The 25,302-nt window shown below is 42.6% G+C and carries 24 protein-coding genes and 18 tRNA genes; 30 read left to right on the top strand and 12 right to left on the bottom strand.

Annotation, left to right across the window (positions count from 1 at the left end; all coding sequences use genetic code 11):
* The first annotated feature begins 393 nt into the window (after nucleotides 1-393).
* Together OCV36_RS11985 and OCV36_RS11990 are read left to right on the top strand one after the other, a co-directional pair.
* Nucleotides 394-1,281 (top strand): TraB/GumN family protein, encoded by an 888-nt coding sequence (locus tag OCV36_RS11985; protein ID WP_135455423.1) that lies wholly within the window; start codon nucleotides 394-396, stop codon nucleotides 1,279-1,281.
* Nucleotides 1,282-1,400: 119 nt separating this feature from the next.
* A complete protein-coding gene (locus tag OCV36_RS11990) occupies nucleotides 1,401-1,823 on the top strand; it encodes a hypothetical protein (protein ID WP_102500277.1) in 423 nt (140 codons plus the stop codon).
* A gap of 82 nt (nucleotides 1,824-1,905) precedes the next feature.
* Here OCV36_RS11990 and OCV36_RS11995 read toward each other — a convergent pair whose 3' ends face one another.
* The 3 genes from OCV36_RS11995 to OCV36_RS12005 are packed head-to-tail and all read right to left on the bottom strand — an operon-like array spanning nucleotide 1,906 to nucleotide 3,656.
* Nucleotides 1,906-2,742, bottom strand: coding sequence for a CsgG/HfaB family protein (locus tag OCV36_RS11995; protein WP_017076644.1), 837 nt, complete (start codon nucleotides 2,740-2,742; stop codon nucleotides 1,906-1,908).
* A 16-nt stretch (nucleotides 2,743-2,758) separates the two neighbouring features.
* Nucleotides 2,759-3,169 (bottom strand): curli assembly protein CsgF, encoded by a 411-nt coding sequence (locus tag OCV36_RS12000; protein WP_017076645.1) that lies wholly within the window; start codon nucleotides 3,167-3,169, stop codon nucleotides 2,759-2,761.
* Nucleotides 3,170-3,179: 10 nt separating this feature from the next.
* Entirely contained in the window at nucleotides 3,180-3,656 is a 477-nt protein-coding gene (locus tag OCV36_RS12005; RefSeq protein WP_032497985.1) for a curli production assembly/transport protein CsgE, read from the bottom strand.
* A gap of 314 nt (nucleotides 3,657-3,970) precedes the next feature.
* Between OCV36_RS12005 and OCV36_RS12010 the strand changes: the two genes are divergently transcribed.
* From OCV36_RS12010 to OCV36_RS12020, 3 genes are all read left to right on the top strand, one after another.
* Nucleotides 3,971-4,582, top strand: a complete 612-nt coding sequence (locus OCV36_RS12010; RefSeq protein WP_017076647.1) for a hypothetical protein — start codon at nucleotides 3,971-3,973, stop codon at nucleotides 4,580-4,582.
* Nucleotides 4,583-4,664: 82 nt separating this feature from the next.
* Nucleotides 4,665-5,522: a curlin gene (locus tag OCV36_RS12015; protein WP_102456953.1), complete on the top strand. Its 858-nt coding sequence runs from the start codon at nucleotides 4,665-4,667 to the stop codon at nucleotides 5,520-5,522.
* Between the two features lie 493 nt (nucleotides 5,523-6,015).
* Nucleotides 6,016-6,684 carry a LuxR C-terminal-related transcriptional regulator gene (locus OCV36_RS12020; RefSeq protein WP_102500279.1) on the top strand — a complete coding sequence of 223 codons (669 nt, stop codon included), beginning with the start codon at nucleotides 6,016-6,018 and terminating at the stop codon, nucleotides 6,682-6,684.
* 572 nt (nucleotides 6,685-7,256) lie between these two features.
* Here the strand turns inward: OCV36_RS12020 and OCV36_RS12025 are convergent.
* Nucleotides 7,257-7,333 (bottom strand) — tRNA-Pro (locus tag OCV36_RS12025).
* Nucleotides 7,334-7,588: 255 nt separating this feature from the next.
* Here OCV36_RS12025 and OCV36_RS12030 point away from each other — a divergent pair.
* The 3 genes from OCV36_RS12030 (at nucleotide 7,589) to rluF (ending at nucleotide 9,751) form a co-directional block, all read left to right on the top strand.
* Nucleotides 7,589-7,729 carry a DUF3149 domain-containing protein gene (locus OCV36_RS12030; protein ID WP_004736246.1) on the top strand — a complete coding sequence of 47 codons (141 nt, stop codon included), beginning with the start codon at nucleotides 7,589-7,591 and terminating at the stop codon, nucleotides 7,727-7,729.
* A 167-nt stretch (nucleotides 7,730-7,896) separates the two neighbouring features.
* Nucleotides 7,897-8,478, top strand: a complete 582-nt coding sequence (smrA, locus tag OCV36_RS12035) for a DNA endonuclease SmrA (RefSeq protein ID WP_135455425.1) — start codon at nucleotides 7,897-7,899, stop codon at nucleotides 8,476-8,478.
* Nucleotides 8,479-8,656: 178 nt separating this feature from the next.
* On the top strand, nucleotides 8,657-9,751 hold the full coding sequence (gene rluF, locus OCV36_RS12040; protein WP_102483212.1) for a 23S rRNA pseudouridine(2604) synthase RluF: 1,095 nt from the start codon (nucleotides 8,657-8,659) through the stop codon (nucleotides 9,749-9,751).
* A gap of 127 nt (nucleotides 9,752-9,878) precedes the next feature.
* On the opposite strand, the gene ybaK is transcribed toward rluF, so the two are convergent.
* From ybaK to hemA, 8 genes are all read right to left on the bottom strand, one after another.
* Complete coding sequence (gene ybaK, locus OCV36_RS12045) at nucleotides 9,879-10,352, bottom strand: Cys-tRNA(Pro) deacylase (protein ID WP_017076133.1); 474 nt, start codon at nucleotides 10,350-10,352, stop codon at nucleotides 9,879-9,881.
* 118 nt (nucleotides 10,353-10,470) lie between these two features.
* The gene (gene ushA, locus OCV36_RS12050; protein WP_029225201.1) at nucleotides 10,471-12,132 is read right to left on the bottom strand and encodes a bifunctional UDP-sugar hydrolase/5'-nucleotidase UshA; all 1,662 of its coding nucleotides are present in this window, start codon (nucleotides 12,130-12,132) and stop codon (nucleotides 10,471-10,473) included.
* A 475-nt stretch (nucleotides 12,133-12,607) separates the two neighbouring features.
* Nucleotides 12,608-13,462 (bottom strand): 3-deoxy-8-phosphooctulonate synthase, encoded by an 855-nt coding sequence (kdsA, locus tag OCV36_RS12055; protein WP_017076131.1) that lies wholly within the window; start codon nucleotides 13,460-13,462, stop codon nucleotides 12,608-12,610.
* Nucleotides 13,463-13,484: 22 nt separating this feature from the next.
* Nucleotides 13,485-14,294: a SirB1 family protein gene (locus OCV36_RS12060; RefSeq protein WP_017076130.1), complete on the bottom strand. Its 810-nt coding sequence runs from the start codon at nucleotides 14,292-14,294 to the stop codon at nucleotides 13,485-13,487.
* A 27-nt stretch (nucleotides 14,295-14,321) separates the two neighbouring features.
* Complete coding sequence (locus OCV36_RS12065; protein ID WP_135455427.1) at nucleotides 14,322-14,705, bottom strand: SirB2 family protein; 384 nt, start codon at nucleotides 14,703-14,705, stop codon at nucleotides 14,322-14,324.
* Between the two features lie 168 nt (nucleotides 14,706-14,873).
* Nucleotides 14,874-15,752, bottom strand: coding sequence for a peptide chain release factor N(5)-glutamine methyltransferase (prmC, locus tag OCV36_RS12070; RefSeq protein ID WP_135455429.1), 879 nt, complete (start codon nucleotides 15,750-15,752; stop codon nucleotides 14,874-14,876).
* A gap of 5 nt (nucleotides 15,753-15,757) precedes the next feature.
* On the bottom strand, nucleotides 15,758-16,846 hold the full coding sequence (gene prfA, locus OCV36_RS12075; RefSeq protein WP_102550808.1) for a peptide chain release factor 1: 1,089 nt from the start codon (nucleotides 16,844-16,846) through the stop codon (nucleotides 15,758-15,760).
* 28 nt (nucleotides 16,847-16,874) lie between these two features.
* Nucleotides 16,875-18,134, bottom strand: a complete 1,260-nt coding sequence (hemA, locus tag OCV36_RS12080) for a glutamyl-tRNA reductase (protein WP_017076126.1) — start codon at nucleotides 18,132-18,134, stop codon at nucleotides 16,875-16,877.
* Between the two features lie 160 nt (nucleotides 18,135-18,294).
* Here hemA and lolB point away from each other — a divergent pair, with 160 nt between their 5' ends.
* The 22 genes from lolB to OCV36_RS12190 all read left to right on the top strand — a co-directional run bounded on the left by lolB (nucleotide 18,295) and on the right by OCV36_RS12190 (nucleotide 25,288).
* The gene (gene lolB / locus OCV36_RS12085) at nucleotides 18,295-18,936 is read left to right on the top strand and encodes a lipoprotein insertase outer membrane protein LolB (protein ID WP_135455431.1); all 642 of its coding nucleotides are present in this window, start codon (nucleotides 18,295-18,297) and stop codon (nucleotides 18,934-18,936) included.
* Nucleotides 18,933-19,808, top strand: a complete 876-nt coding sequence (ispE, locus tag OCV36_RS12090) for a 4-(cytidine 5'-diphospho)-2-C-methyl-D-erythritol kinase (protein ID WP_032497927.1) — start codon at nucleotides 18,933-18,935, stop codon at nucleotides 19,806-19,808. Before lolB ends, ispE begins: the two co-directional genes overlap by 4 nt.
* Before the next feature lie 27 nt (nucleotides 19,809-19,835).
* Complete coding sequence (locus OCV36_RS12095) at nucleotides 19,836-20,780, top strand: ribose-phosphate pyrophosphokinase (RefSeq protein WP_012603389.1); 945 nt, start codon at nucleotides 19,836-19,838, stop codon at nucleotides 20,778-20,780.
* Between the two features lie 208 nt (nucleotides 20,781-20,988).
* Complete coding sequence (gene pth, locus OCV36_RS12100; protein WP_017076123.1) at nucleotides 20,989-21,579, top strand: aminoacyl-tRNA hydrolase; 591 nt, start codon at nucleotides 20,989-20,991, stop codon at nucleotides 21,577-21,579.
* Between the two features lie 10 nt (nucleotides 21,580-21,589).
* Nucleotides 21,590-22,681, top strand: coding sequence for a redox-regulated ATPase YchF (gene ychF / locus OCV36_RS12105; protein ID WP_029225199.1), 1,092 nt, complete (start codon nucleotides 21,590-21,592; stop codon nucleotides 22,679-22,681).
* 280 nt (nucleotides 22,682-22,961) lie between these two features.
* A tRNA-Met gene (locus tag OCV36_RS12110) sits at nucleotides 22,962-23,038 on the top strand.
* Between the two features lie 73 nt (nucleotides 23,039-23,111).
* A tRNA-Leu gene (locus OCV36_RS12115) sits at nucleotides 23,112-23,196 on the top strand.
* Between the two features lie 29 nt (nucleotides 23,197-23,225).
* Nucleotides 23,226-23,300, top strand: a tRNA-Gln gene (locus OCV36_RS12120).
* A 77-nt stretch (nucleotides 23,301-23,377) separates the two neighbouring features.
* Nucleotides 23,378-23,454: transfer RNA gene (locus OCV36_RS12125), tRNA-Met, on the top strand.
* 105 nt (nucleotides 23,455-23,559) lie between these two features.
* Nucleotides 23,560-23,644 (top strand) — tRNA-Leu (locus OCV36_RS12130).
* Nucleotides 23,645-23,674: 30 nt separating this feature from the next.
* A tRNA-Gln gene (locus OCV36_RS12135) sits at nucleotides 23,675-23,749 on the top strand.
* A gap of 87 nt (nucleotides 23,750-23,836) precedes the next feature.
* Nucleotides 23,837-23,921, top strand: a tRNA-Leu gene (locus OCV36_RS12140).
* A 51-nt stretch (nucleotides 23,922-23,972) separates the two neighbouring features.
* A tRNA-Met gene (locus OCV36_RS12145) sits at nucleotides 23,973-24,049 on the top strand.
* A 70-nt stretch (nucleotides 24,050-24,119) separates the two neighbouring features.
* Nucleotides 24,120-24,204: transfer RNA gene (locus tag OCV36_RS12150), tRNA-Leu, on the top strand.
* Between the two features lie 30 nt (nucleotides 24,205-24,234).
* Nucleotides 24,235-24,309, top strand: a tRNA-Gln gene (locus OCV36_RS12155).
* A gap of 68 nt (nucleotides 24,310-24,377) precedes the next feature.
* Nucleotides 24,378-24,462: transfer RNA gene (locus OCV36_RS12160), tRNA-Leu, on the top strand.
* A gap of 30 nt (nucleotides 24,463-24,492) precedes the next feature.
* Nucleotides 24,493-24,567: transfer RNA gene (locus OCV36_RS12165), tRNA-Gln, on the top strand.
* Nucleotides 24,568-24,635: 68 nt separating this feature from the next.
* A tRNA-Leu gene (locus OCV36_RS12170) sits at nucleotides 24,636-24,720 on the top strand.
* A 30-nt stretch (nucleotides 24,721-24,750) separates the two neighbouring features.
* A tRNA-Gln gene (locus OCV36_RS12175) sits at nucleotides 24,751-24,825 on the top strand.
* A gap of 95 nt (nucleotides 24,826-24,920) precedes the next feature.
* Nucleotides 24,921-25,005, top strand: a tRNA-Leu gene (locus OCV36_RS12180).
* A 51-nt stretch (nucleotides 25,006-25,056) separates the two neighbouring features.
* Nucleotides 25,057-25,133 (top strand) — tRNA-Met (locus tag OCV36_RS12185).
* A 70-nt stretch (nucleotides 25,134-25,203) separates the two neighbouring features.
* Nucleotides 25,204-25,288: transfer RNA gene (locus tag OCV36_RS12190), tRNA-Leu, on the top strand.
* Nucleotides 25,289-25,302: the final 14 nt, after the last annotated feature.

Here is a 25,302-nt window from a genome sequence, read left to right on the forward strand (position 1 = left end):
TAAATTTAAAAATCGAGTTAGAAGCAAAGTGGAGCGCTTCGAAAGTTAGATCAACTATATGGGCTTATTTTGTGCCGTGAATTAAATCAAGCTAATTCAGTGATCAGCTTCAAATCTAAAAAATACTGATAAATTTAAATTTAATAAAATCATAACCTTAACAACATCGTCACTTCCGTCACTTTTATTTTGACGTAATAATTGAGAATTAAATCACAATCTTTTTAACGGATTTCATAAAATCGTGTCGTTTATAGAGAGAAAGGTTTAGAAGTTTGTTCTTGTTGTTATACTTTTCGTACAAACAACGTGACATCGTTCTCAAAAAAAACCGTTAAAAAACTCCGTCAAAATCTTTTTTAACGAGTTTAATTCTTTATAAAGGAGCTTTCTTTGCGCACATTTTGGTACCTAACGTTACTCACTCTCGCCTTTTCAGCAAAGCAAGCGGTCGCCGAACCCCTTTATTGGCAAGCAAAAAAAGAGGATTTGACCCTCACTATCTTAGGCTCTGTGCACGTTGGAGATGAGAGCATGTACCCGCTTCCCACACAGATCACTGACACGTTAAAAGAGAGCAACGGATTGATTGTCGAGACCGACATAAGAAAGACAAAAAGCGTGGCGTATCCCACGACCACAGTGACCACGGGTGATGTACTAAATGAAGAACAAGCTCAATTATTAACGAGCATATCAAAGTCACTAGATATGCCGACTCAACAGTTACTCAGCTCACCACCTTGGGCAACAGCGATATCGATACAAATGCAACAATTGAAGAATCTTGGCTACGCATCGGCCGGCGGTGTTGATGCTACTTTGACTTACAAAGCGACGATTCAAGATGTGCCTGTTATCAGTTTAGAGCCTCTACAATTTCAAATAGACCTGATTTCAGGACAAAAAGATTCCGGTAAGGAATGGTTAACGACTAGCCTCGAACAGTTCGATCATATTGATGGCGACACTCGTTGCTTGATAGAAAGCTGGAAAGCAGGTGATTTAACTAAACTTGAAGAGTTTGCGAAATTATCTGAAATGCCATCTGAACTAGAAAAAACGTTTTTAACTGATCGCAATATCGATTGGGCAAACAAGCTCTCCGCCAATGATTGGAAACTGGATTCGAAAGGGAACTACTTGCTGGTCGTCGGCACTTTACACCTAATTGGCGAAGGTAATCTTTTGCAGTTATTAGAAGAGAAAGGATTCACTGTCATTCAACAATCACAGAGCCAACAGGCTCAGTGTCAGTTCGAGGTTAACGAAGGCAGTTAGTTATTAAGGGCATGACCTTTTCCTTATAAAAGCATGTCCTTAATAACAGAATCATTACATTTAATAGCACCATAACGGTGCTATTATCTTTCGCTCTTTTTATATTCGGTGTTGTTCTCATGAAACCAGTACTCTTCACTTTACCTATAGTCCTCGCGATCCTGATGCCCACGGCAGCGTCTGCCAAAGAAACTTGTACCATCGAACAGTTTCAAGCCATCGACATTCAGCCAGATACAAAAGGCGGCGTGCTAGATAAAGAAAGCGGACAGTTTTTGATTACTGAAAAGCCACCAATGCGATGCAGCACCGTTACATTCACGACGTCTACGACACGAAACCGTATCGCAAGCCAAATGAATGGTAACTTTGAAGCAAGCTTTTACGATGGCCAAACGGGTAACTCTCACTCGGTGACTTTTAACGAAGATGAAGTACAGGCAGGTTACATTCGAATTGGTCCAAATAACCCTGTTGAAGCGTATGTTTGCTTTGTTACTTCAGAGACGCCAATCAAGAACATCACTTGTGATGTAAAATAGAATAGTTGAGTAGTTGAAAAAAACAGGGCTAAGGGAAAAATCCATTTTCCGCATAGCCCTATTTTGCTGCTTACTCGGTTGACTAAAGGATGTCAGTGTCCGCTGCTAAGTAGCGGGCGATAATTGGATGTCTAATTGCATCAGGGTCACCTGGCGACCACATCCCACGTTTCATTCCCTTAACGATTAAATGAATCACTGCCGCATCTATGGCTGACATTACCGCGATATTTACCGGCTCATTTTGGCTATAACCCATCTCAACTTCGAGCAACTCTTTGTAATCAACAAAGCGAAAAGCACCGAAGCCAATTTCATGTGAGGAAATGGTTTTGGATGTAGTAACACTCAATAAAACTTGCCCTGTTCGTACATCCACGGCTCTTAAGTTCACCGTCACCTGATCCGTTCGATATTGCCCTGAGCCACCAATACCCAAATACTTAGCGCCTGCCCCACCAGTTACAATATTAGAATCGTAAGCCACGATGCCACCTTCTATGACAATGTTTGCGGAACTTAAGGACGACAAATCGGCACCATGATTATTAACAACTTTATCTTTCTTTTGAGCGGCACGAATGATCTTACGTTCCGTCAACAAGTTTTGTAGGCCTTCTCGCTCTAAAGGCACAAACCATTGCGAATCGATCAACGATGTCGTCAATAACGACGTGCCCCCCTGTGGTACAGCGGTTGAGAAGTTACTGTTTGGCTGGGGTTTGTACTGCCCGGTTTGATCTCTGAAATCATACACTGATACCAGTATTTTCCCGCGAGGTAGAGGCAAAGAAACGAGATCCGTATAAGTAGAGCCTCTCGGCATCAACTTAGGAGTTTCAGACGTCTCTGGTATTTGCATCGAGTAGGTGCACCCTCCTAACACAAAGGTCAGGAAGACGATAATAATCGCTTTCATAACACAATCCTTGTGATTAGAGGTCCGGGTTCAATCCCGAAACGCTGATTTCTGTCGATTCTCCTGTCGCTTTATCGACAATTTGAACCAATAACGTTCCCGAATCATCAACAATATTGAGGTAAAAATCATCCGTCTCTAACTGCCCGGTATTGCCGTTACCCACGTCCGCCAACAATTGGCTGATTAAACGAGATTCAAGGCTCGATGCTAACCTATCTAATGCCGATTCTTGTTCGTCAAAGATATCCCTAGCACTAGGGTCTTCAAAATCGTTAATGGCATTAGCATGATTAAAAAGGTGAGAACTGTTTAGTGCATTTCCACCAAAGCTTGGGTTTACGGGTGTATAAACTAACTCGCTGGCATTAGCCGTAGGTACAACAAGTAGCGCTATTAATGTTGTCCTTACAAATGATTTCGACATCCTTGGCTCCTTAAAATTCATCATGGTCTAGGTCATAGGTGTCCTGAAAAAGTCTCTCTGCTTGCCATCTGATGATGTAATTACCGACCACTCTTGTTGCATCAGCAGCACGCTCTTTCGCTTGTCTACGACCTGGGGACAACGCCGTGCGGAATATCGGTTTTCTAGAGTGTTGAACCTCTATGATGCTCCCAGATAACGCCGTTGGCCTTTCTTTTACCGTCAAATTTTCCTTAAGGTTTGGGTAGCTTTCATTGAGCGACTGCGAAAAAAAGAAATAAAAATCTTCCCCCAAACGCGTAATCGTTCTATCCACTATGATTCCATCGACTTCACTGAAGTCATTAAATTTTTCCTTAAGGTTGTTCGTTGAATCCTCAAGTTTGGTTCCGTTTTCCAAAGGAGCGCTATTTTCAAGACCATGACTCTTTTCGCCCGCATGAATAGCAAAGGTGAACAAAGCAATTGTAAGCAGCTTGATTTTCATATTGGCTCCCATTCGAAGTCCATTTACAAAATGAGAATGCGATTCGCTGAATCTAGATAAAGCGTAATTGATGCTTACAGTGGCATATATAAACTTTCGAATTAATTAGAGGGGATATTAAACAAACTAAGGTTGGCAGGCGTCAGTTAAATACTAATTCAATTTTGTATATGCAATCGAATATTTTCAACTTTAAGTTTATAGCCGCCACTGAATCGAGAGCCTAGGATTTCGATAGGGCAAAGGGTTACTCACTTCTCTACGTTTCTTATTATCGTAGAGATCATAATCACAAACACTTTAAGGCAAAGATAATGGTCATTGGGAAAGCATCACTTATCGGCTTAACTTGTTTATATTTATCAATAGGTAGTTTTAACAGTGCTATCGCTTCTGACTTGGAGGGAAGCTTTTTACACAATGTAAATCAGGATGTCGTTGATGAATTTAATGATTTAGATTTAATTTCATCATGGGATTTGGATAACTACTCAGAAATAGATATATCCAACGCTTCTGATTCAATTGCGATTATTAGACAGAATAGTGCGGGAGTATCCGCAAATAATAAAGCAAAGATAAAACAGAGTGGTAATTCTAACTCGGCTTATATTAAACAAACTGGAAGCAATAATATCGCATTTGTAAATCAGGACGGGTCAAACAACACAGCAGCTATTGGACAGCTTGGAGTAAATTCTGAAGCACTTATTTCCCAAGATGGAAATAACAATTTGGCTGTTATTGGGCAAGCAAATTTCTCTCGACAGAGCAGCCAGCTAAGCATTGATCAAAAAGGCAATGGCAATACAGCGTATTTGGCTGGTTCTGGGAGAAGTAATTTAGGGATTTCTCAAGACGGCAATGACTTTGCTTTAGTGAAAGCGTCTAGCTCAATGAGAATCTACATCAATCAAGCAAATTAGCGCGCAGTATGGAAGCTTGATTCAAAATCACTTCTCTTGAAGTGGTACATAGTCGACATGGAAATGTATAAGGATACAACTTATGAAACTTACACAAATTGGAATTATAGTCGGTGCCATTATTGGTTTAAATGTAGCTCACGCAGATAATTTACCTGCACCATTCCCTGCATCGGAGCCTGCATTGGGAGAAATTGAAGGGACAACAGATCTTGGCATTAAGAGTAAAGTTTCTGCTATTCAGCCTTTAGCGATGGACAATACCGCTGTGTGGCAAATGGGGAGCGGCGATATGGCTAATGTAACCATTATGCAAAACACGTCTGGTGTTACTGATGGTCATGTTGCGCTTGTCGACACACATGCCAGTTATAATTCAGATGTAGTAGTTCAACAGAGCGGTAACCTTAATGAAGCAGAGGTTGAACTACGATACAAACATAACAATGCTTGGATCGAACAAGATGGATTACGTAACCAAGCTAAAGTGAAAGTTGAGCGTTGGGGACAAAATAATGATCTGCGTGTCACCCAAATGGGCGTCGATAACATCTCTGTGGTAAAAGCGCTTGGTGGTGCTGACTTCAATGAAGCAGATGTGCGAGTTAATGGTAGTTTAAATGTCACATATACTGAATTCAGCGACCGAGATGCTGATAATAATGATGTTGATATTGATATTACTGGCGATAGCAACTACGTTCAAAGTATTGTTGATACTCGTAATATAGGCCCTGCTAGAGACAATTTGGTCGATATCGAAATTTCTGGTGATGGTAACAGAGTTTTCACCGAACAAATTGGACGAGAATCTAGTGCTATGGTTAACCTACAAAGCAGTAGTGCTAATGAATTTTTGATTCATCAGACTTCATATGACGCAGCCTATGTTTCAGGTAACGGTGCATACGGCAATGTTGGCCTAATAAATCAAAACTAATATGAAACATTACCCTTATTATAAAACGGCGCTAGTCGCCGTTTTATTTATTATAACTTCTTTAAATAGCTTCGCTTCAGGTTTAAAGTCGGTACAGTGCCTGATAGAAAACCAAAACATTATACTGACCTTTGATAACGATATGATGTCATCATTTCAATTGAGTACAAAAACTGACTCTAAATTTAGTCAAAATACAAACAGTGGCACAACTAAGTTAATTCTTAATATAAATCAATTCCCTGCAGTGATAAATCTTAGCCCCGCTAACAAAGCTTGGGTAATTACCTCTACCTGTACGATAAAACCATTAAGACAAAAAGAATGAATTAATCGCCACCTATTTTAGCCAAGTAACATTTACCCCCACCGATACCATTAAATAAACTATATATTTCATGAATAATTCACCGCGATAATTCGCGAAAAATCAATGTGTGCTATAAACTATGTAATCTAACAAAAAGTAATGAGTTACTAAAAGGAGTCACACATGGTTAAGCCGGAGGTTCATAACGCCATTTTACTTGCGGAGAACAATTTACAATCAATCCTGCTTAAAGAGTCTATAGAGCAAAAAGTTAATCTAAACATTAAACTCATATCACCAGAAAGGCTTAGTGTTAACTCACTACAAAACCAAGATTTAGAGTTGATTATTATTGATTTCCCTATAATGAGTAAACAATGTATAGAAAGATACCAAGAGCTTAGAGATGGCGTAGAAAGTGACGTCCATGAAGTGTTGCTCAACACCCCACATGATTTCCCTCATTCTGAAATGCTGAAATGGCAATATTTGGTTGGTATTTTTTATGCGTCTGACACCCTTGAAAAACTGGTGACTGGATTTAACTGTATTTTACAAGGTGAGATGTGGATGAGTAGGAAGTTAATCTACCAATACATTAGCTTTTATAGAGAAAGACAATGTGCGAAGACAAGCCCTCATTACTTGAAACTGACTAAACGTGAACAGCAAATCATAAAATTATTGGGAGACGGAGCTTCAAATACTCAAATTGCGGACACACTCTACGTTAGTGAGAATACGGTTAAAGCACACCTCCACAATACGTTTAAAAAAATAAAAGTGAAGAACCGTTTACAGGCTTTGCTTTGGGTCAAAAACAATATTGCAACTAGCGAGTTCGTTCAATAACCCGTATTTTTTAATATCACCTTTTGACTTATCACTCGACAATTTGAACCGATCTTATCAATCCCTTGATGTGTTCTCTTTCACCAAAGCATAGATACGATTAGGCTGGCATCCAAGATCCCACATTATCAACTCCACACCTTAAGACCTAGAATACAAAAAAGCCGTAGCACCTTCTATTACAGAGAGTGCTACGACTTTCTTTTATGTGGGCGATAAAGAGATTATTCTGAACATCAGGCTAACCCCACCTAGGTTCAAACCCTATTTCCCATACCCTGAAACGACAAAAACCTGCTCAATGAGCAGGCTTTCTAAATGTGGTCGGTGAAGAGGGATTCGACGCGGCTGGGCTTCCATCGGACTGGCGCACCAGCCCCCCCTCAGATCCCAAGTCAAATCGAAACAAAAGGGTTAAATACAAAAAAGCCGTAACATTTCTGTTAAGGCTTTCTTTAATGTGGCGGTGAAGAGCTTATTTTGAACATCAGGCGAACCCCACTTAGGTTCAAACCCTATTTCCCATACCCTGAAACGACGAAAGCCGGCTCAATGAGCAGGCTTTCTAAATGTGGTCGGTGAAGAGGGATTCGAACCCCCGACCCTCTGGTCCCAAACCAGATGCGCTACCAAGCTGCGCTATTCACCGAGATATCTAACTGGCTGATTGCCTGTCGATGAAGCGTATAATACGGATTCTGAATTTATGCGCAAGGGCTTTTTTCACTCTTTTTTACAATATCGAATCGTTCGAACAAAAGACGTACAACCTAACGGCTAATGTGACGAAAAACACACACTCAACAACAAGTATTTAACTTATGAAACAGGATTGATCCAGATCAGTGAATTGATAACGCTACTTAATACACTGAGCCATGTCATATAACTTTGAGGTATACACATGGACTTTTGGCTAGAACTCCTATTTGGTAATGCAGTGGGGCTATCTTCAATGATAGTAATATTCGGGGCTCTGGGTCTCATGATGTTCTATGGAGGCTTCTTCATCTACAAAGTTATGACTGAAAAATCTCCTCACTAGAATCGCTCAGCCTAAGTCATCTACTTTTAAGTATCATTTTCTTTGGGTGGATGTAAAAACGCTTTGCACCGGAGCAGACTTATTGTTTTCTCCGGTTTTTTCATTTTTAAACCCGGCCTCAACTTAGGTATACTTACCCTATCCTTCTCCAACTTGAGATACACACTATGTCTCATGATGACGACTTAGATCTATTCCAAGAAATGATGGGCGATGTTAAACGTATCGACCATGACACCGCCGAACACCAGAAAGTGCACCGAGTCACAGAATCTCACCTTGCTAAGCGTGAAGCCGCTATGTGGCTGTCTGACGACGAGAAAGACTACTTATCATTAGACTACTCACCAATGATCAAGCCAGACGACGTCATTGCATACAAGAAAGATGGTGTACAAGAAGGCGTATACAAAAAGCTGCGCTTAGGAAAATACCCTATTCAAGCCAAGCTCGATCTTCATAGGAAAACACTGAAAGACGCTCGTAACGAAGTACTTTCATTTTTACGCCAGTGTTTAAGAACGGATGTTCGCACCGTTATCATTGTTCACGGTAAAGGTGAGCGCTCGAATCCACCAGCCATGATGAAAAGCTACGTGGCGAATTGGCTCTCGCAAATTAATGATGTGCAATGTGTTCACTCTGCTCAGCAATTTCATGGTGGTACCGGCGCGGTCTATGTCATGCTCAGAAAGAGTAATGAGAAAAAGCTAGAGAATAGGGAGCGCCATCAAAAACGCACCAGTTAATTGGTTTATTGTAGATAGGTAGGTAGGTAGCAATTTAGCATCAAGATCGATATTTCGTGCCTAGACTCACACCAAGTGCTAAAATTGCCCTCAGTTAACGAATCCCAACTCAAAGCAACTATCATAAGGTTGCTTTTTGTTTATCTATATTTCCGTTGTGAAACGCTAAGAGAATATCATGTCACAAGAATCCCAAGCTAAACGCCTTAATAAATACATCAGTGAAACTGGTTTTTGCTCACGCCGCGAAGCCGACAAACTGATAGATGCAGGCCGAGTTACTATTAATGGCAAGATCCCTGAGATGGGAACGAAAGTATTGCCCGGTGATGATGTTGAGATCGACAACAAACCAGTACGTTCAAAAGAAAAGCCTATCTACATTGCTCTAAATAAGCCAACAGGCATCACCTGTACGACTGAACGTGATATTCCTGGCAACATCGTCGACTTTATCGGCCACCACAAACGTATTTTCCCAATTGGTCGCCTTGATAAACCCTCTGATGGCCTCATCTTCCTGACTAACGATGGCGACATCGTAAATAAGATTCTTCGTGCGGGTAACAACCACGAAAAAGAATATGTAGTTCGCGTTGATAAGCCGATTACGACTGAATTTTTAAAGAAAATGGCTTCTGGTGTCCCGATTTTGGATACCGTTACCTTGCCATGTAATGTCGAGAAAGAGACGAAGTTCTCATTTCGAATTACGTTAACTCAAGGCCTTAACCGCCAAATCCGTCGTATGTGTGAAGCGTTAGGCTATGAAGTATTCAAACTACGTCGCGTTCGTATTATGAACATTTCACTTGATGGCATTCCTAACGGAAAGTGGCGCTACCTGAGCGAAGAAGAAATCTCTGAGATATTAGCGATGTGCGAAGGCTCAGTCAGTACTGAAGATGCGTCAAAAATGAACGCGAAAGGTCAACGTATTCGCAAAGCGACAGATGCAAAACTATTTGATAGCCGTGAAGAGAACCAAACTTCAACAGCGCGCCGTAATCAAAACGAGAACCGTACTCGCACCTATCGTGGTAACAATGCGGATGAATTCCGTCATGCGCCAAATTCAAAGCGTGGTCGCAACTCATCGAATGGTGAAACCGGGGGCAATAGCGAGAACTGGAAATCGAACTCTCGTTCAGAACGTTCTAATTCAGATAGAAACAGTTCGGATCGCAATCGCACAGATCGTAACAATGACGATCGTCGAAGCGGTAAGCCTGCACCAAAACGCGTTGGTGGCACATTAGGCCTGAAGAAGTAATCATAATTCGTCCTCAATGTGCAAACACATTTCAGGATAGGCACTCAATATAAAAGCGCCCGCTAGGTTAATCTAGCGGGCGCTTTTGTTTGTCATCCGGTAGTTTCATCGTCATGACGACGACAATCTACAAACATAAATCAGCAAACTGAGCTCGAGTGAGCAAAGCTAAGTCCTTAGGTGTCAGCTCAATTTCCAAGCCTCTCTTCCCAGCACTCACACATATTGTTTCAAAATCGGTAGCGCTGGAATGAACAAAGGTAGGTAATGCTTTCTTCTGACCAAGAGGACTAATTCCCCCAACGACATAACCTGTGGTTTTCTGCGCAATATCCGGATTAGCCATCTCTGCTTTCTTACCTTTCGCCGCTTTTGCAGCGAGCTTCAGGTTTAGCTTCTGATCAACGGGAATAACGGCAACAGCTAAATCTTTAGCAACACCGTTCAAACAGAACAGAAGCGTTTTGAACACACGTTTGGGATCCTGACCCAGAGCTTCGACCGCCTCTAACCCATAGTTGGTGTTGTTTGCATCGTGATGATACTGATGCACGGTATGAGCGATTTTCTTTTTCTTGGCAAGATTGATTGCAGGGGTCATAACAAATCCAAACGATAGATAAACAAAAAGCGACGCCGAGGCGTCGCTTTAGTTAAATTTATCATGGTGCTAGAGTCAATCTAATTTAGCACCTAATGATTCAATTAACTGGGTTCAATTACTTGTAAACCATTTGACCAGACGGTGCGTACTTGTTCACGTCAACCGGGCTATTCGCTTCTAAGTACTCTTTCAGTACTTCAGCATCAACAAAACCAGTGTTTACGTAACCTGGATGGTCAGAAAGTTTAGGGTAACCGTCACCACCAGCCGCGTTGAAGCTTGGCACTGTGAAACGGTATGTTTCATCTAAACGTAGCTGTTTGCCACCGATGAAGACATTCGATACTTCACCATTTGCTACTGTCATTGAAATGCCTGCGAACTGAGCGTAAGCACCAGAATCGATTGGTTTCGTCGCCACAACGTTTAGGTAATCTAGTACTTCTTTACCCGTCATGTCAGTGTAAGTCAGGATGTTTGCAAAAGGTTGTACCTTCAGTACATCTTTGTAAGTGACATTGCCCGCTTCAATTGAGTCACGAACGCCACCAGAGTTCATCACAGCGAAGTCTGCTTGTGCACGCTCCATGTGAGAAGTCGCAATCAAACGACCTAGGTTAGTTTGTTGGAAACGAACCACGTTACGATCGCCTTCAAGCTTGCCATTTGTCTCAGCGATTTGAACTTCTAGCTGTGCTTGGCCTTGCTCTTGGAAAGGACGTAGGAATTCAAGTAGCTCTGGATCTTGTGCGATTTCATCTTGAATAAGAACACGTTGCTTCTTACCGTCAATCTTAACTTTCTTCTTAAGGTTAACTGGAACCAGATCGTAGCTCACCATCTCTAGCTCACCGTTACGGAATTCGTAATCAGCACGGCCTACGTACTTGCCCCACTCGTGAGCTTGAACGATATAAGTACCGTTCTGTACGTCTGGTTTACACTCATCACCCGGCTTGAAGTTTTTCTTAGCAACGTTAGGGCCTTCCATACATACAGGCTCTTGAGAGTGACCACCAACGATCATGTCTAGGTCGCCTTCGTTTAGGTAACGAGCAAGTGCTACATCACCCGGTGCGTTAACACCACGTTGGCCGTTTTCGTAGTGACCCATGTGAGTCACAGCGAAGATTAAGTCTGGCTTCTCTGTTTCTTTAAGTTCAGCGATCAGCTTCTTCGCTTCTTCTTTCGGGTCACGGAAGTCAATGCTCGCGATAAACTCAGGGTTACCGATTTTTGCCGTATCTTCAGTGGTTAGACCGATAACCGCAATCTTGATACCTTGCTTTTCAAACATCTCGTAAGCTTGGAACTTGCGTTCGCCTGTTGCTTTATCGTAGATGTTTGCAGATAGCATTGGGAAGTTTGCCCAATCGATCTGTTTTTGTAGTACGTCTAGTGAGTTATCAAACTCGTGGTTACCCAATGCCATTGCATCGTAACCAATTTTATTCATACCTTTGAAATCAGGTTCTGCATCTTGAAGATCTGACTCTGGCACACCAGTGTTGATGTCACCGCCAGATAGAAGCAACACGCTACCGCCTTCTGCTTCAACTTCAGCGCGAAGTTGATCAACAAGCGTTTTACGCGCAGACATGCCGTATTCACCGTATTTGTTCTGCCAGAAACGACCATGGTTGTCGTTTGTGTGAAGAATCGTTAGCTTGTAAGTTTCGTCTTGGTTCCAATCTTGAGTAGATTGAGACGCACACCCAGCTAGAGTTGCTAGGATTGCAGCACTTAGTGCTGTCTTTAGAATAAGGCGTTGCTTCATTGTCATACCTTTGAACTTTTAGGGGAATCCACTGCTTTTTATGTTCTATTGCGACCCCTTACCTGGAGTTCGAACAATAAGACTTCAACATGACTTATCTTAAATTAACATTCTAGATGTAACACGACGATTTCATATTTATGTCGAATTGGTCACGCATAGATCAACAGTTAAGTGTAACAAATTTATGAGATTACACTCAAACTTCCCCTGCATCACAGGCAATCGTTTACTTATAAAGTGTGATGGGAGTCTGTAATTTACTACAAACAGGACAGACCTCACACTCGCATACTCAATTCAAGGGATGTTGAACGCTTAGTTAACAACCTTTTAAACTAAACCACTATCTCAGCAGTAGTTTCGAGATAAAAAACGCCCACTTCTTAGAAGTGGGCGTTTATTGTTTCGATGGGTGTTAAATAACCGTCTCAAGAACTCAAAATATCAACGAACTACCTAACATCTTAATCAACTACTTAATATCAATGTGCTCGAAGCCTTTAATAAGGTCATCAAGTGCTTTCATCTGCTTCAAGAACGGCTCTAGTTTGTCTAGAGGTAAAGCTGATGGGCCATCACAACGTGCTTGATCTGGGTTCGGGTGTGCTTCAATAAACAAACCAGCAATACCAGTAGCAAGACCTGCTTTAGCAAGTTCAACCGTTTGTTCACGACGACCACCTGATGCAGCACCTGAAGGATCACGCATCTGTAGTGAGTGAGTCACATCAAAGATGATTGGGCTGCCGTTTGATGATTTTTTCATTACGCCAATACCCAGCATATCAACAACTAGGTTGTCGTAACCCATACAAGAACCACGTTCACAAAGAATGATGTTTTCGTTGCCACACTCTGCAAACTTATCAACGATGTTACCCACTTGATCCGGGCTCATAAACTGAGGCTTCTTCACGTTGATAACCGCACCAGTCTTCGCCATTGCTTCAACAAGGTCAGTTTGGCGAGCAAGAAAAGCGGGTAATTGAATAACATCAACTACATCTGCAACAGGCTGAGCCTGAGCTTCAGTGTGAATATCAGTGATGATCTTCACGCCAAAGGTATCTTTTAGCTCTTGGAAAATCTTAAGACCTTCTTCCATGCCAGGACCACGGTATGAGTGAACAGAGCTGCGGTTTGCTTTATCGAAAGACGCCTTAAATACATAAGGGATGCCCAGCTTCTCTGTTACTTTTACGTAGTGCTCACAGATCTGCATCGCTAGATCGCGAGATTCAAGAACGTTCATGCCTGCAAATAGCGTAAATGGCTTATCGTTAGCAATTGGCATGTCGCCAATGTGAACTGTTTTCTGTTCCATCATATTCTCTCTAAATAGTTATTAATTAGTGAACAACCACTGTCTTTTCGTTCATGACATTCACTTGAGATTTAAGTAACTCAGACGCAGGGTCATCTGGGCATTGGTCGATAAAGTATTGATAATCAGTAGCCGCAACTTGATGGCAGTCTAGCTGCTGATAAATGAAACCGCGATCACGGATTTCATACGGGTCATCAGGTACAAACGTCAAAGCAAGATCAGTACACTTTAGTGCAAGTGTATAACGCTCTTCGCGCAACAATGCACTCTTGAGTAACGCCAACCACTTACCAATAATCGTTGGATGATCAGCTACTTCTAAATGTTCTGCTTTGACCCTAGCAAGTGGGCCATCATGTCCAATCAACCATGCTCGTAACGTTTGTTTACCTACATACTCGCCGTTATAAGGATTAATATAGACGGAAGTTTCGCCAAACCAACTCACTTTAAGTAAAAATTGAGTTGGAAAAGAAACGCCCTCAATAGGAAAGCCTAGCTTGCGACCTAGAAAAAGAAAGATAGCTCCAAGACTTACTGGGATGCCTTTCTTTCTCTCTAGTACTTTATCAATGAACGCATTTTCCGAAGAGAAATACGCATCTTTGTCACCGGCAAAGCCCCATTCGTAAAAAAACAGTCGAACAAAGGAATCAAACTTCTGTTGCTCATCAGTTTCATGAACCAAAGCAAACTCAGCTTCTTTTAACAATCTTGCCAGTTCTTGCTCAGCCCAACTATCTTGGGTTTCTGGGTTAATCGCTTTATTTAAGATCAATGCACCTTCAGCTAATTCTAGCTGGTCAAAGTCTTCGTCAAAAAATTCGTACATAGATAGTTAACCGAAATAAGGAGATAATTAACCGAAAAATGTTGGTGTCTTCGTTATTGCGATTTTAGCAGCCATCGCCAACCAGCCAAGTGCACCAAAAAACGAGAACACTCTCAATAGTTTGTTCTTACCTAACTTAAGCGCAAAAAAGCCCAGAGCGATGTAAGCCATTACACAGGTTAACTTTTCTGTTAGCCATGGTGCAGCTGGTGTAAATGGAATAAAGCCAGTAATAAAAATCAAACCAATACCCGATAACAACAGCAATGAATCATTGATATGAGGAAAACGCTGCAAGAAAGGGTGCTTAAGCTTCGGTGAGTTAGCCATCATCAGAGCGAAACGCACTGAAAGAAGTAGCACGCTTATAGCAATCGTTAGTAGATGAAAATGTTTTAAACCTTCGTACATGGTATTCCTTTATATTTTTATATGTGCTTTCGGTAACACGAGCCACACAATACCCGTTAATGCATTGTATTATCGAGTTAAATGTATCAATTTAATAAGTTCGCTATCAATTACTCATAAGCCTATTACTTATAAACCGATTAAGGTCTGCCTATTTGCAATAACGAACTATGAGCAGTAACGACCCAGTGTCACTCGATCATTACCACCGTAATCTTTCTCTGTAACGACATCGAGATAGCCCAGTGCCTGCATTATCTCACGTACAGCCAAGCCTTGATCATAACCGTGTTCAAACGCCAACCAGCCTTCATCTTCTAAAAAAAATCGTGCGTTTTCAGAGATGTATCGAATATCAGCTAAACCTTTCTCTTCAGCAACTAACGCTGTTATCGGTTCAAAACGCACATCACCTTGGGATAAATGAGGATCGTTTTTCTCAATATAAGGCGGATTAGAGACAATCAAAGAGAACTTAACAGCGCCCGCGTCATTGGCAAAAAGGCTGTCACTTAAAGGTTCAAACCAACTACCATGTAAAAATGTGGTGTTAGTGATATTTAAGCGTTGTGCATTTTCTGTCGCAAGTTGTTGCGCTTCCGGGCGAAGATCGATACCCATTACTGGTCGATTCGGCATCTCAGACGCCAACGCCAACGCAATTGCACCGGTACCCGTGCCTAAATCTAGAATCGCACCTTGCTTGCCGTAAGTTTTATCCAAAGCGACTTCAACCAAACGCTCGGTATCTGGGCGCGGGATTAATGTAGAAGGAGAAACTTTTAGCGGCAGCGACCAAAACTCACGTTCACCGACAATATAAGCCACTGGCTCACCGGTTAAGCGACGTTTTAGAAGGGCATTGAATTCAAACTCTTGCTCAGAGGTGAGGTGCTTCTCAGGCCAAGTAAGCAAGTAAGATCTTGGTTTATCTAAGATGTGACAAAGCAGTACCGAAGCATCAATCGAGGGTGATGTATTATCACCCTCTTGAAGCTGTACGATTGCTGCTTTTAAAGCACTTTCAACCGTATATGCCGACTGCATAAAGGTTAGTTATGCTCTGCAAGTGCAGCAAGCTGATCGGCTTGGTGCTCTTGAAGTACAGGGTCAAGCAAGCTTTGCATATCACCTTCAAGTACTTCGTTAAGACGGTAGATCGTCAAGTTGATACGGTGATCAGATACACGACCTTGTGGGTAGTTGTACGTACGAATACGGTCACTACGGTCACCAGAACCTAGTAGGTTACGACGTGTATCAGAAACCGCTGCCGCACGGCGCTCTTCTTCTGCTTGAACGATACGAGCAGCAAGAACAGCCATCGCTTTCGCTTTGTTTTTATGCTGAGAACGCTCGTCTTGACACTCTACTACTGTACCGGTTGGTAAGTGAGTAATACGGATTGCTGAATCCGTGGTGTTAACGTGCTGACCACCCGCGCCTGATGCACGGAAAGTATCAATTTTAAGATCGCCCGCTTTAATTTCTGGAAGATCAGCTTCTGGGATTTCCGGCATAACCGCAACCGTACAAGCAGAAGTATGAACACGGCCTTGAGATTCAGTTTCAGGCACACGTTGTACACGGTGACCGCCCGACTCAAACTTCATTGTGCCGTAAACAGCGTCGCCGCTAACTTTAGCGATCATCTCTTTGTAGCCGCCTTGTTCAGAAGCATTGCTACTCATGATTTCAACGCGCCAGCCTTTCTTCTCCGCAAATCTAGAGTACATACGGAAAAGGTTACCAGCGAAGATACCTGCTTCATCACCGCCAGCGCCTGCACGGATTTCTAGGAAACAGTTACGTTCATCGTTTGGATCTTTTGGAATCAGAAGAATTTGCAGCTCATCAGTCAGACGTTCAATGTTCGCTTTCGCATCTTTGATCTCTTCTTGAGCCATTTCGCGCATTTCTGCGTCGTCTTCATTTGCCATCTCTTCAGCAGCTTCTAAATCTTCTTGAGCTTGCTGGTATGATTTGAAGCACCCCGTCACCTCTTCTAATTGAGAATACTCTTTTGACAAGGCACGGAATTTGTCTTGATTCCCAAGTACACCGGGATCACCAAGTAGATGTTGAACTTCTTCATAGCGTTCAACAAGTGTTTCAAGCTTTACTAGAATCGAGGCTTTCATAATGTCTTATTCTGTTGGAGGTCGAATATTATTGAGGGTTTTCTAAGCCCAAACTCTGTCTAATGACCATTAATTTTGCAGGTTCTCCTTGCTCAGCTGCACTTTGAAGTGCACGCGTTGGAGCATGGATCAATTTGTTTGTGAGCTTATTACTTAGCTCAAGTAAGACTTTCTCAGGATCACCGCCAGCGGCAAGTGATTGTAAACTCTTACTTAATAATTCTTCTCGGATTTCATTGGCCGATTTACGGTAGTCACGAATACTGTCTACCGCTTGCAGTGAGCGCATCCAACTCATGAATGCAGCGCTTTCTTCACTGACAATTGCTTCAGCTTGAATCGCTTCAACTTTACGTTGCTCAATATTGCCATCAACAATCGACTGCAGATCATCAACGGAATATAGATAGGCGTCATTCAACTCACCGACCTGAGACTCAACATCGCGAGGAACAGCAATATCAACAAACAACATAGGTTGATGCTTTCTTCTCTTGAGTGCTGTCTCTACCATCCCTTTACCAATAATAGGCAACGGGCTCGCAGTTGAGCTGATCACGATATCCGCTCTGTATAGATGATCTGGAATCTCATTCAAGCTGATCACTTCAGCCCCAAACTCTTCTGCAAGCCCTAAAGCACGCTCACGAGTTCGGTTAGCCACAATCATCTTGGTGCAGCCATTCGCAGAAAGGTGTTTAGCCACCAATTCAATCGTCTCACCCGCACCAACCAATAACACGGTTGAATCGGCAATCGACTCAAAAATGTGTTTAGCTAACGTACAGGCTGCGTAAGCAACAGACACCGCGCTTCCGCCAATTTCAGTTTCAGTTCGAACACGCTTGGCGACAGAAAATGATTTCTGGAACAGTTTTTCCATTGAAGCATCAACAGATTTGTTCTCTCGCGAGTCCGTATAAGCTTGCTTCACTTGGCCTAAAATTTGAGGCTCACCTAATACCAAAGAATCCAAACCACAGGCAACACGCATTAAGTGCTTAATCGCGGCTTGCTCTTCATGAATATAGATACTCGGTTTTAATTCTTCAGGACTAACTTGATGAAATACAGACAACCAATCGATCAACTTGTTTTTTGCCACGCCTTTGACGTCACAATACACTTCAGTTCGATTACAGGTAGAAAGTATGACACTTCCATTTACGTGTGCATTTGCGTTAAGTTGCTTGAGTGCCTCAGATAATTTATCTGGACCAAAAGCGACTTTTTCTCGCAATTCAACCGACGCTGTATTGTGATTGATACCTACGGCAAGCAAAGACATGTATCAGAAGTTCTCGATCAGGGAATGGAAACAAGGGGCGAATTTTACTTGATGCATGGCTCTATTTAAAGAGCAAGCGGGATTTGTTTTTCTGACTTCGTGAATTCAATGCTATAGTTGAAGCGTTTTTTAGATAAATTTGAACAAGTTGTGAGTAAATATGAGCAAGCTTCGTAAAATCACGTCTCTTATTTTTATAACCATAATAATGGTGGGTTGCTCGTCTATCCCAGAACAACCGACTAGCGTTGAGTGGCAAACTCACCAAAACCGACTTTTACAGATAGAAAACTATCAAGCCTCAGGCAAGCTCGCCTACATTTCTCCAGAGCAACGCCAAAGTCTTAACTTCATCTGGAAGCACTCAAAAAATCAAAGCCAATTAAGGCTAACGACTTTCCTTGGTCAAACTGCATTGAACCTAACGATAGACTCATCAGGCGCTAAAGTCGTGACCTATGATGATCAAGTGTTTACAGATGCCAGCGCTTCCACTCTCGTAGAACAACTCACGGGCTTACAGATCCCAATAGATCACTTGCCGCAATGGTTTCTTGGCATCCCAGATAAAGCCGATGCTTATCAACTAAACAGTACCAACACGCTTGAATCTCTATCTAAGCAAGTTAGCAACCAGTTATGGGCTCTGAATTTTGATAACTATCGAAACACAGAGATGCCAGTTAACTTGCAACTTGATAGTGCCATTGCTGAGACAATCCCTCTCCCTACAAGATTGTCATTCAAACAAGACGCCAATAAAATCAACATTGTAGTTTCTAAGTGGACACTGAAAAAATGATTACAACGCCAACACATTGGCCCTCTCCAGCTAAGTTGAACTTATTTCTTTACATCACTGGTCGACGTGATAATGGTTACCACGAACTTCAGACGCTATTTCAATTTGTAGATTTTGGCGATGAACTTACGGTTACGGCCAATAATGTATCTAACTCGGTTACGATAACGCCTGAAATTCCGGGGGTTGCTACAGAAGATAACCTCATTTGGAAAGCCGCGACGGCACTTCAACAATACACCTCGACGTACTTCGGTGCTGATATTGAGCTAAAGAAAGTGCTACCTATGGGAGGTGGTATTGGCGGAGGTTCTTCAAATGCTGCAACCGTGTTAGTCGCTCTCAATCACTTATGGCAATTAAAACTATCGGATGACCAGTTGGCAGAGATCGGTTTAAAGCTTGGTGCTGACGTTCCTGTGTTTGTACGTGGCCACGCCGCCTTTGCTGAAGGGGTTGGCGAACAACTGTTACCCGCTAATCCGGATGAAAAATGGTATCTCGTTGTTAAACCTCAAGTGAGCATAGCAACTGTAGACATATTCACACATTCAGAATTAACTCGAAATACGCCAAAGCGAGCGCTATCAACGCTTCTAGAGCAAGAATACGTAAACGATTGCGAAAAAATTGTACGAATGCTGTACCCAGAGGTTGATAAGCAACTTTCATGGCTGCTACAATACGCGCCGTCGAGATTGACTGGTACGGGGTCGTGCGTTTTTGCTGAATTTAGCAGCAAAAATAAAGCCGAGTCTGTACTAGAACAACTGCCTGACACAGTTTCCGCGTTCGTCGCGAAAGGACGAAACATTTCGCCTTTAAAAGAAACTTTGGCTGAATACCAATCAGCCCACACACAATCTATTTAAAACTGGACGCAACCCGAGGTTTCCACCGTGCCTGATATGAAGCTATTTGCTGGTAACGCAACACCTGAACTAGCCCAACGTATTGCTGATCGTCTATACATCTCTCTTGGCGATGCTACTGTAGACCGTTTTTCTGATGGCGAAGTCGCTGTACAAATCAATGAAAACGTTCGTGGTAGCGATGTATTCCTGATTCAATCAACTTGTGCACCAACCAATGACAACCTTATGGAATTGGTGGTAATGATTGACGCAATGCGCCGTGCTTCTGCTGGCCGTATTACTGCTGTAATCCCTTACTTCGGTTATGCCCGTCAAGATCGTCGTGTACGTTCTGCTCGTGTGCCTATCACTGCAAAAGTTGTTGCAGATTTCCTTTCTAACGTTGGTGTTGACCGCGTTCTTACTATCGACCTACACGCAGAGCAAATCCAAGGCTTCTTCGATGTACCTGTTGATAACATCTTCGGTACTCCAGTTCTTCTAGAAGACATGGCGAACCGTGGCCTAGAAAACCCAGTTGTGGTTTCTCCAGACCTTGGTGGTGTTGTACGTGCTCGTGCTACTGCTAAAGCGCTAGGTGATGTTGATATCGCTATCGTTGATAAGCGTCGTCCACGTGCTAACGTTTCAGAAGTGATGAACCTAATAGGTGATGTTGAAGGCCGCGACTGTGTTATCGTTGATGACATGATCGACACTGGTGGCACACTATGTAAAGCAGCTGAAGCGCTTAAAGAGCGCGGTGCTAAGCGTGTATTCGCTTACGCTACTCACGCTGTATTCTCTGGTACTGCAGCAGAAAACATCCGCAATTCAGTTCTAGACCAAGTTATTGTTACTGATTCAATCAAGCTTTCTCCAGAAATGGCCGCGACAGGTAAAGTGACTGAACTAAGCCTTTCTCGTATGCTTGCTGAAGCGATTCGTCGAATCAGCAACGAAGAATCAATCTCAGCAATGTTCAACTAATTAAAGCCTAACGCTTTGTTTTAGAAACATGTAGAGAAAGACATTAAGCACTTCATTCAATGAAGTGCTTTTTTTATGCCGAATCTAGTTAAGGTCTGTGGTTTGTCACTATGAGTGAATAATCGAGTTGCCATCAGCTAGCTCGCACCTTTTTCATAAACTGTGATATCATACGGCGCTTTTTGAAATCCCAAGAGAGATCCATACCTTGAGCCAACAAATAAAACTTCTCGTTGGACTGGCAAATCCCGGTCCAGAATACGCCAAAACTCGCCACAATGCGGGCGCTTGGGTAGTTGAAGAATTAGCACGTGTACATAACGTGACACTAAAGAACGAAGCAAAGTTCTTTGGCCTAACGGGTCGTATCATGGTTCATGGTGAAGATCTTCGTTTGCTGATCCCTACGACTTTTATGAACTTATCAGGGAAAGCCGTTGCAGCTCTGGCTAAGTTTTACCAAATTAAACCAGAAGAGATCATGGTAGCTCACGATGAGTTAGACCTCCCTCCTGGCATTGGTAAATTTAAAAAAGGCGGTGGTCACGGCGGACATAATGGTCTGAAAGACATCATCAGCAAGCAGGGTAACAATAAAGAATTCTATCGTCTTAGATTAGGCATTGGCCATCCAGGACACAAAGATAAAGTTGCAGGTTATGTATTAGGCAAAGCTCCTGCGAAAGAGCAAGAGTGTATCGAGGCTGTCGTTGACGAATCGGTTCGCAGCCTAGACATCTTATTGAAAGATGGCCTACCAAAAGCACAAAATCGCTTACATACGTTCAAAGCAGAATAAGGTTTATATCATGGGTTTTAAATGTGGCATCGTTGGTCTACCAAACGTTGGTAAGTCAACTCTGTTTAACGCACTGACTAAAGCAGGCATCGAAGCAGCAAACTTTCCATTTTGTACGATCGAACCAAACACAGGTATCGTTCCGGTTCCAGATCTACGCTTAGATGCATTAGCAAAAATTGTTAATCCACAGAAGATCCTTCCGACAACAATGGAATTCGTAGATATCGCAGGCCTAGTTGCTGGCGCATCTAAAGGTGAAGGTCTTGGTAACAAATTCCTAGCTAACATCCGTGAAACTGACGCTATCGGTCACGTTGTACGCTGCTTTGAAAACGAAAATATCATTCACGTTTCTGGTAAAGTATCTCCTATCGAAGATATCGAAGTGATCAACCTTGAGCTTGCTCTTGCCGATCTAGATAGCTGTGAACGTGCGATCTTCCGTAATGCTAAAAAAGCAAAAGGCGGAGACAAAGACGCTAAGTTTGAAACCACGGTTCTTGAAAAGCTTCTTCCTATTCTTACTGAAGGTGGTATGGCTCGTACTGTTGAACTTGGCAAAGAAGAAGTAGCGGCAATCGACTACCTAAACTTCCTGACACTTAAGCCAACAATGTACATAGCAAACGTTGCGGAAGATGGTTTTGAGAACAACCCTTACCTAGATGCAGTTCGCGAATATGCAGAAAAAGAAAACAACGTTGTTGTTGCTGTTTGTGCGGCGATTGAATCTGAACTTTCTGAGCTTGATGACGAAGATCGCGAAGAGTTCCTAGCAGATATGGGTATCGAAGAACCAGGTCTTAACCGAGTGATCCGCTCAGGTTACGAACTGCTAACTCTTCAAACTTACTTCACTGCAGGTGTTAAAGAAGTTCGCGCGTGGACGATCCCTGTTGGTGCAACAGCGCCACAAGCTGCAGGTAAGATCCACACTGATTTCGAAAAAGGCTTCATCCGAGCTGAAGTTGTTGGTTTTGATCATTTCATCGAATTTAACGGTGAGAGCGGTGCTAAAGACGCAGGTAAATGGCGTCTTGAAGGCAAAGAATACATCGTTAAAGATGGTGACGTAGTTCACTTCCGCTTCAACGTATAATTCTGATTAAACATCTAAAAAAAAGGCCAGTGAATTCACTGGTTTTTTTGTTTTTACCCTTTCGAAATAGTCCTGTATCAGAAACTTAACTTCCTATATATATCGCCTTTTAGACCTGTTTTTTGATGACAAATACGCCTCTTTGCCTAAAAAGAAACCGAACAGATGTTTATTCGCGATTTATTCAAAAAAAAAGTTGACGGGTTTCCCTCAACTCCGCATAATGCGCCCCGTTCACAGCAAAGCGGCAACGCTTGAAATTGAATGACAATTTGGAAATGGCTACTTAGCTCAGTTGGTTAGAGCACATCACTCATAATGATGGGGTCGCAGGTTCGAATCCCGCAGTAGCCACCATTTCCTAAGCACTCTGTCTGCTGTTAAATATCTATTTTTTAACAACATAGATAAAGAGTTTTTAGGAAATAAAGCGGACGTGGCGGAATTGGTAGACGCACCAGATTTAGGTTCTGGCGCCGTAAGGTGTGAGAGTTCAAGTCTCTCCGTCCGCACCATATTGAGATATCTTAAATGATATCATTGTTGGGCTATCGCCAAGCGGTAAGGCACTGGCTTTTGATGCCAGCATTCCCTGGTTCGAATCCAGGTAGCCCAGCCACTATTTAAAGTGTAATTATCTTTGAAAAGATAATGGCATTGAAAGCGAGATTATATTATATTACTCCGCTCTCAGATGGCTACTTAGCTCAGTTGGTTAGAGCACATCACTCATAATGATGGGGTCGCAGGTTCGAATCCCGCAGTAGCCACCACTTTCCTTGTGAAAGTACAGACAACGTTACTTAGACAAACCATAAGTCTTCTTAACTATATACTCTTCGCTAGGCTCTTTGCTTAGTTGAGAGGAAAGCTTTGCTGCGGTCGTGGCGGAATTGGTAGACGCACCAGATTTAGGTTCTGGCGCCGTAAGGTGTGAGAGTTCAAGTCTCTCCGACCGCACCATTATTTAGATATCTTAAATGATATCACTGTTGGGCTATCGCCAAGCGGTAAGGCACTGGCTTTTGATGCCAGCATTCCCTGGTTCGAATCCAGGTAGCCCAGCCATTACAACGTTACTTAGACAAACCATAAGTCTTCTTAACTATATACTCTTCGCTAGGCTCTTTGCTTAGTTGAGAGGAAAGCTTTGCTGCGGTCGTGGCGGAATTGGTAGACGCACCAGATTTAGGTTCTGGCGCCGTAAGGTGTGAGAGTTCAAGTCTCTCCGACCGCACCATTATTTCTCTTTAATTAGAGATAAAATAGTGAATGTATAAAATTCATTATTGGCTACTTAGCTCAGTTGGTTAGAGCACATCACTCATAATGATGGGGTCGCAGGTTCGAATCCCGCAGTAGCCACCATTTATACAACGTTATATTGAATCACCAATGTCGATATAACTATACTCTTCGCTAGAGTAAAAGCTTTGCTGCGGTCGTGGCGGAATTGGTAGACGCACCAGATTTAGGTTCTGGCGCCGTAAGGTGTGAGAGTTCAAGTCTCTCCGACCGCACCATTATTTAGATATCTTAAATGATATCACTGTTGGGCTATCGCCAAGCGGTAAGGCACTGGCTTTTGATGCCAGCATTCCCTGGTTCGAATCCAGGTAGCCCAGCCATTACAACGTTACTTAGACAAACCATAAGTCTTCTTAACTATACTCTTCGCTAGAGTAAAAGCTTTGCTGCGGTCGTGGCGGAATTGGTAGACGCACCAGATTTAGGTTCTGGCGCCGTAAGGTGTGAGAGTTCAAGTCTCTCCGACCGCACCATTATTTAGATATCTTAAATGATATCACTGTTGGGCTATCGCCAAGCGGTAAGGCACTGGCTTTTGATGCCAGCATTCCCTGGTTCGAATCCAGGTAGCCCAGCCATTACAACGTTACTTAGACAAACCATAAGTCTTCTTAACTATACTCTTCGCTAGAGTAAAAGCTTTGCTGCGGTCGTGGCGGAATTGGTAGACGCACCAGATTTAGGTTCTGGCGCCGTAAGGTGTGAGAGTTCAAGTCTCTCCGACCGCACCATTATTTAGATATCTTAATTGATATCACTGTTGGGCTATCGCCAAGCGGTAAGGCACTGGCTTTTGATGCCAGCATTCCCTGGTTCGAATCCAGGTAGCCCAGCCACTATTTAAACTCTTTGTTTCTTACTGCAAAGTAAACAACCAAGAGCACAACGTTATATCGAATCACCAATGTCGATATAACTATAAAGATTTGCTGCGGTCGTGGCGGAATTGGTAGACGCACCAGATTTAGGTTCTGGCGCCGTAAGGTGTGAGAGTTCAAGTCTCTCCGACCGCACCATTATTTCTCTTTAATTAGAGATAAAATAGTGAATGTATAAAATTCATTATTGGCTACTTAGCTCAGTTGGTTAGAGCACATCACTCATAATGATGGGGTCGCAGGTTCGAATCCCGCAGTAGCCACCATTTATACAACGTTATATTGAATCACCAATGTCGATATAACTATACTCTTCGCTAGAGTAAAAGCTTTGCTGCGGTCGTGGCGGAATTGGTAGACGCACCAGATTTAGGTTCTGGCGCCGTAAGGTGTGAGAGTTCAAGTCTCTCCGACCGCACCATTATTTAGATATCT

Source organism: Vibrio echinoideorum (assembly GCF_024347455.1).
In the GTDB taxonomy this organism is placed as follows: domain Bacteria; phylum Pseudomonadota; class Gammaproteobacteria; order Enterobacterales; family Vibrionaceae; genus Vibrio; species Vibrio echinoideorum.

What these genes read in the sequence shown, in the direction of transcription:
- OCV36_RS12000 (WP_017076645.1), bottom strand. Translation starts at nt 3,169, where the DNA reads ATGTCGAAATCATTTGTAAGGACAACATTAATAGCGCTACTTGTTGTA.
- OCV36_RS12015 (WP_102456953.1), top strand. Translation starts at nt 4,665, where the DNA reads ATGAAACTTACACAAATTGGAATTATAGTCGGTGCCATTATTGGTTTA.
- prmC (WP_135455429.1), bottom strand. Translation starts at nt 15,752, where the DNA reads ATGCAGTCGGCATATACGGTTGAAAGTGCTTTAAAAGCAGCAATCGTA.
- OCV36_RS12005 (WP_032497985.1), bottom strand. Translation starts at nt 3,656, where the DNA reads ATGAAAATCAAGCTGCTTACAATTGCTTTGTTCACCTTTGCTATTCAT.
- hemA (WP_017076126.1), bottom strand. Translation starts at nt 18,134, where the DNA reads ATGTCTTTGCTTGCCGTAGGTATCAATCACAATACAGCGTCGGTTGAA.
- OCV36_RS12060 (WP_017076130.1), bottom strand. Translation starts at nt 14,294, where the DNA reads ATGTACGAATTTTTTGACGAAGACTTTGACCAGCTAGAATTAGCTGAA.
- OCV36_RS12010 (WP_017076647.1), top strand. Translation starts at nt 3,971, where the DNA reads ATGGTCATTGGGAAAGCATCACTTATCGGCTTAACTTGTTTATATTTA.
- OCV36_RS11995 (WP_017076644.1), bottom strand. Translation starts at nt 2,742, where the DNA reads ATGAAAGCGATTATTATCGTCTTCCTGACCTTTGTGTTAGGAGGGTGC.
- prfA (WP_102550808.1), bottom strand. Translation starts at nt 16,846, where the DNA reads ATGAAAGCCTCGATTCTAGTAAAGCTTGAAACACTTGTTGAACGCTAT.
- ushA (WP_029225201.1), bottom strand. Translation starts at nt 12,132, where the DNA reads ATGAAGCAACGCCTTATTCTAAAGACAGCACTAAGTGCTGCAATCCTA.
- lolB (WP_135455431.1), top strand. Translation starts at nt 18,295, where the DNA reads ATGAGCAAGCTTCGTAAAATCACGTCTCTTATTTTTATAACCATAATA.
- OCV36_RS12065 (WP_135455427.1), bottom strand. Translation starts at nt 14,705, where the DNA reads ATGTACGAAGGTTTAAAACATTTTCATCTACTAACGATTGCTATAAGC.
- OCV36_RS12020 (WP_102500279.1), top strand. Translation starts at nt 6,016, where the DNA reads ATGGTTAAGCCGGAGGTTCATAACGCCATTTTACTTGCGGAGAACAAT.
- ispE (WP_032497927.1), top strand. Translation starts at nt 18,933, where the DNA reads ATGATTACAACGCCAACACATTGGCCCTCTCCAGCTAAGTTGAACTTA.
- OCV36_RS11990 (WP_102500277.1), top strand. Translation starts at nt 1,401, where the DNA reads ATGAAACCAGTACTCTTCACTTTACCTATAGTCCTCGCGATCCTGATG.
- ychF (WP_029225199.1), top strand. Translation starts at nt 21,590, where the DNA reads ATGGGTTTTAAATGTGGCATCGTTGGTCTACCAAACGTTGGTAAGTCA.
- smrA (WP_135455425.1), top strand. Translation starts at nt 7,897, where the DNA reads ATGTCTCATGATGACGACTTAGATCTATTCCAAGAAATGATGGGCGAT.
- kdsA (WP_017076131.1), bottom strand. Translation starts at nt 13,462, where the DNA reads ATGATGGAACAGAAAACAGTTCACATTGGCGACATGCCAATTGCTAAC.
- OCV36_RS12030 (WP_004736246.1), top strand. Translation starts at nt 7,589, where the DNA reads ATGGACTTTTGGCTAGAACTCCTATTTGGTAATGCAGTGGGGCTATCT.
- ybaK (WP_017076133.1), bottom strand. Translation starts at nt 10,352, where the DNA reads ATGACCCCTGCAATCAATCTTGCCAAGAAAAAGAAAATCGCTCATACC.
- rluF (WP_102483212.1), top strand. Translation starts at nt 8,657, where the DNA reads ATGTCACAAGAATCCCAAGCTAAACGCCTTAATAAATACATCAGTGAA.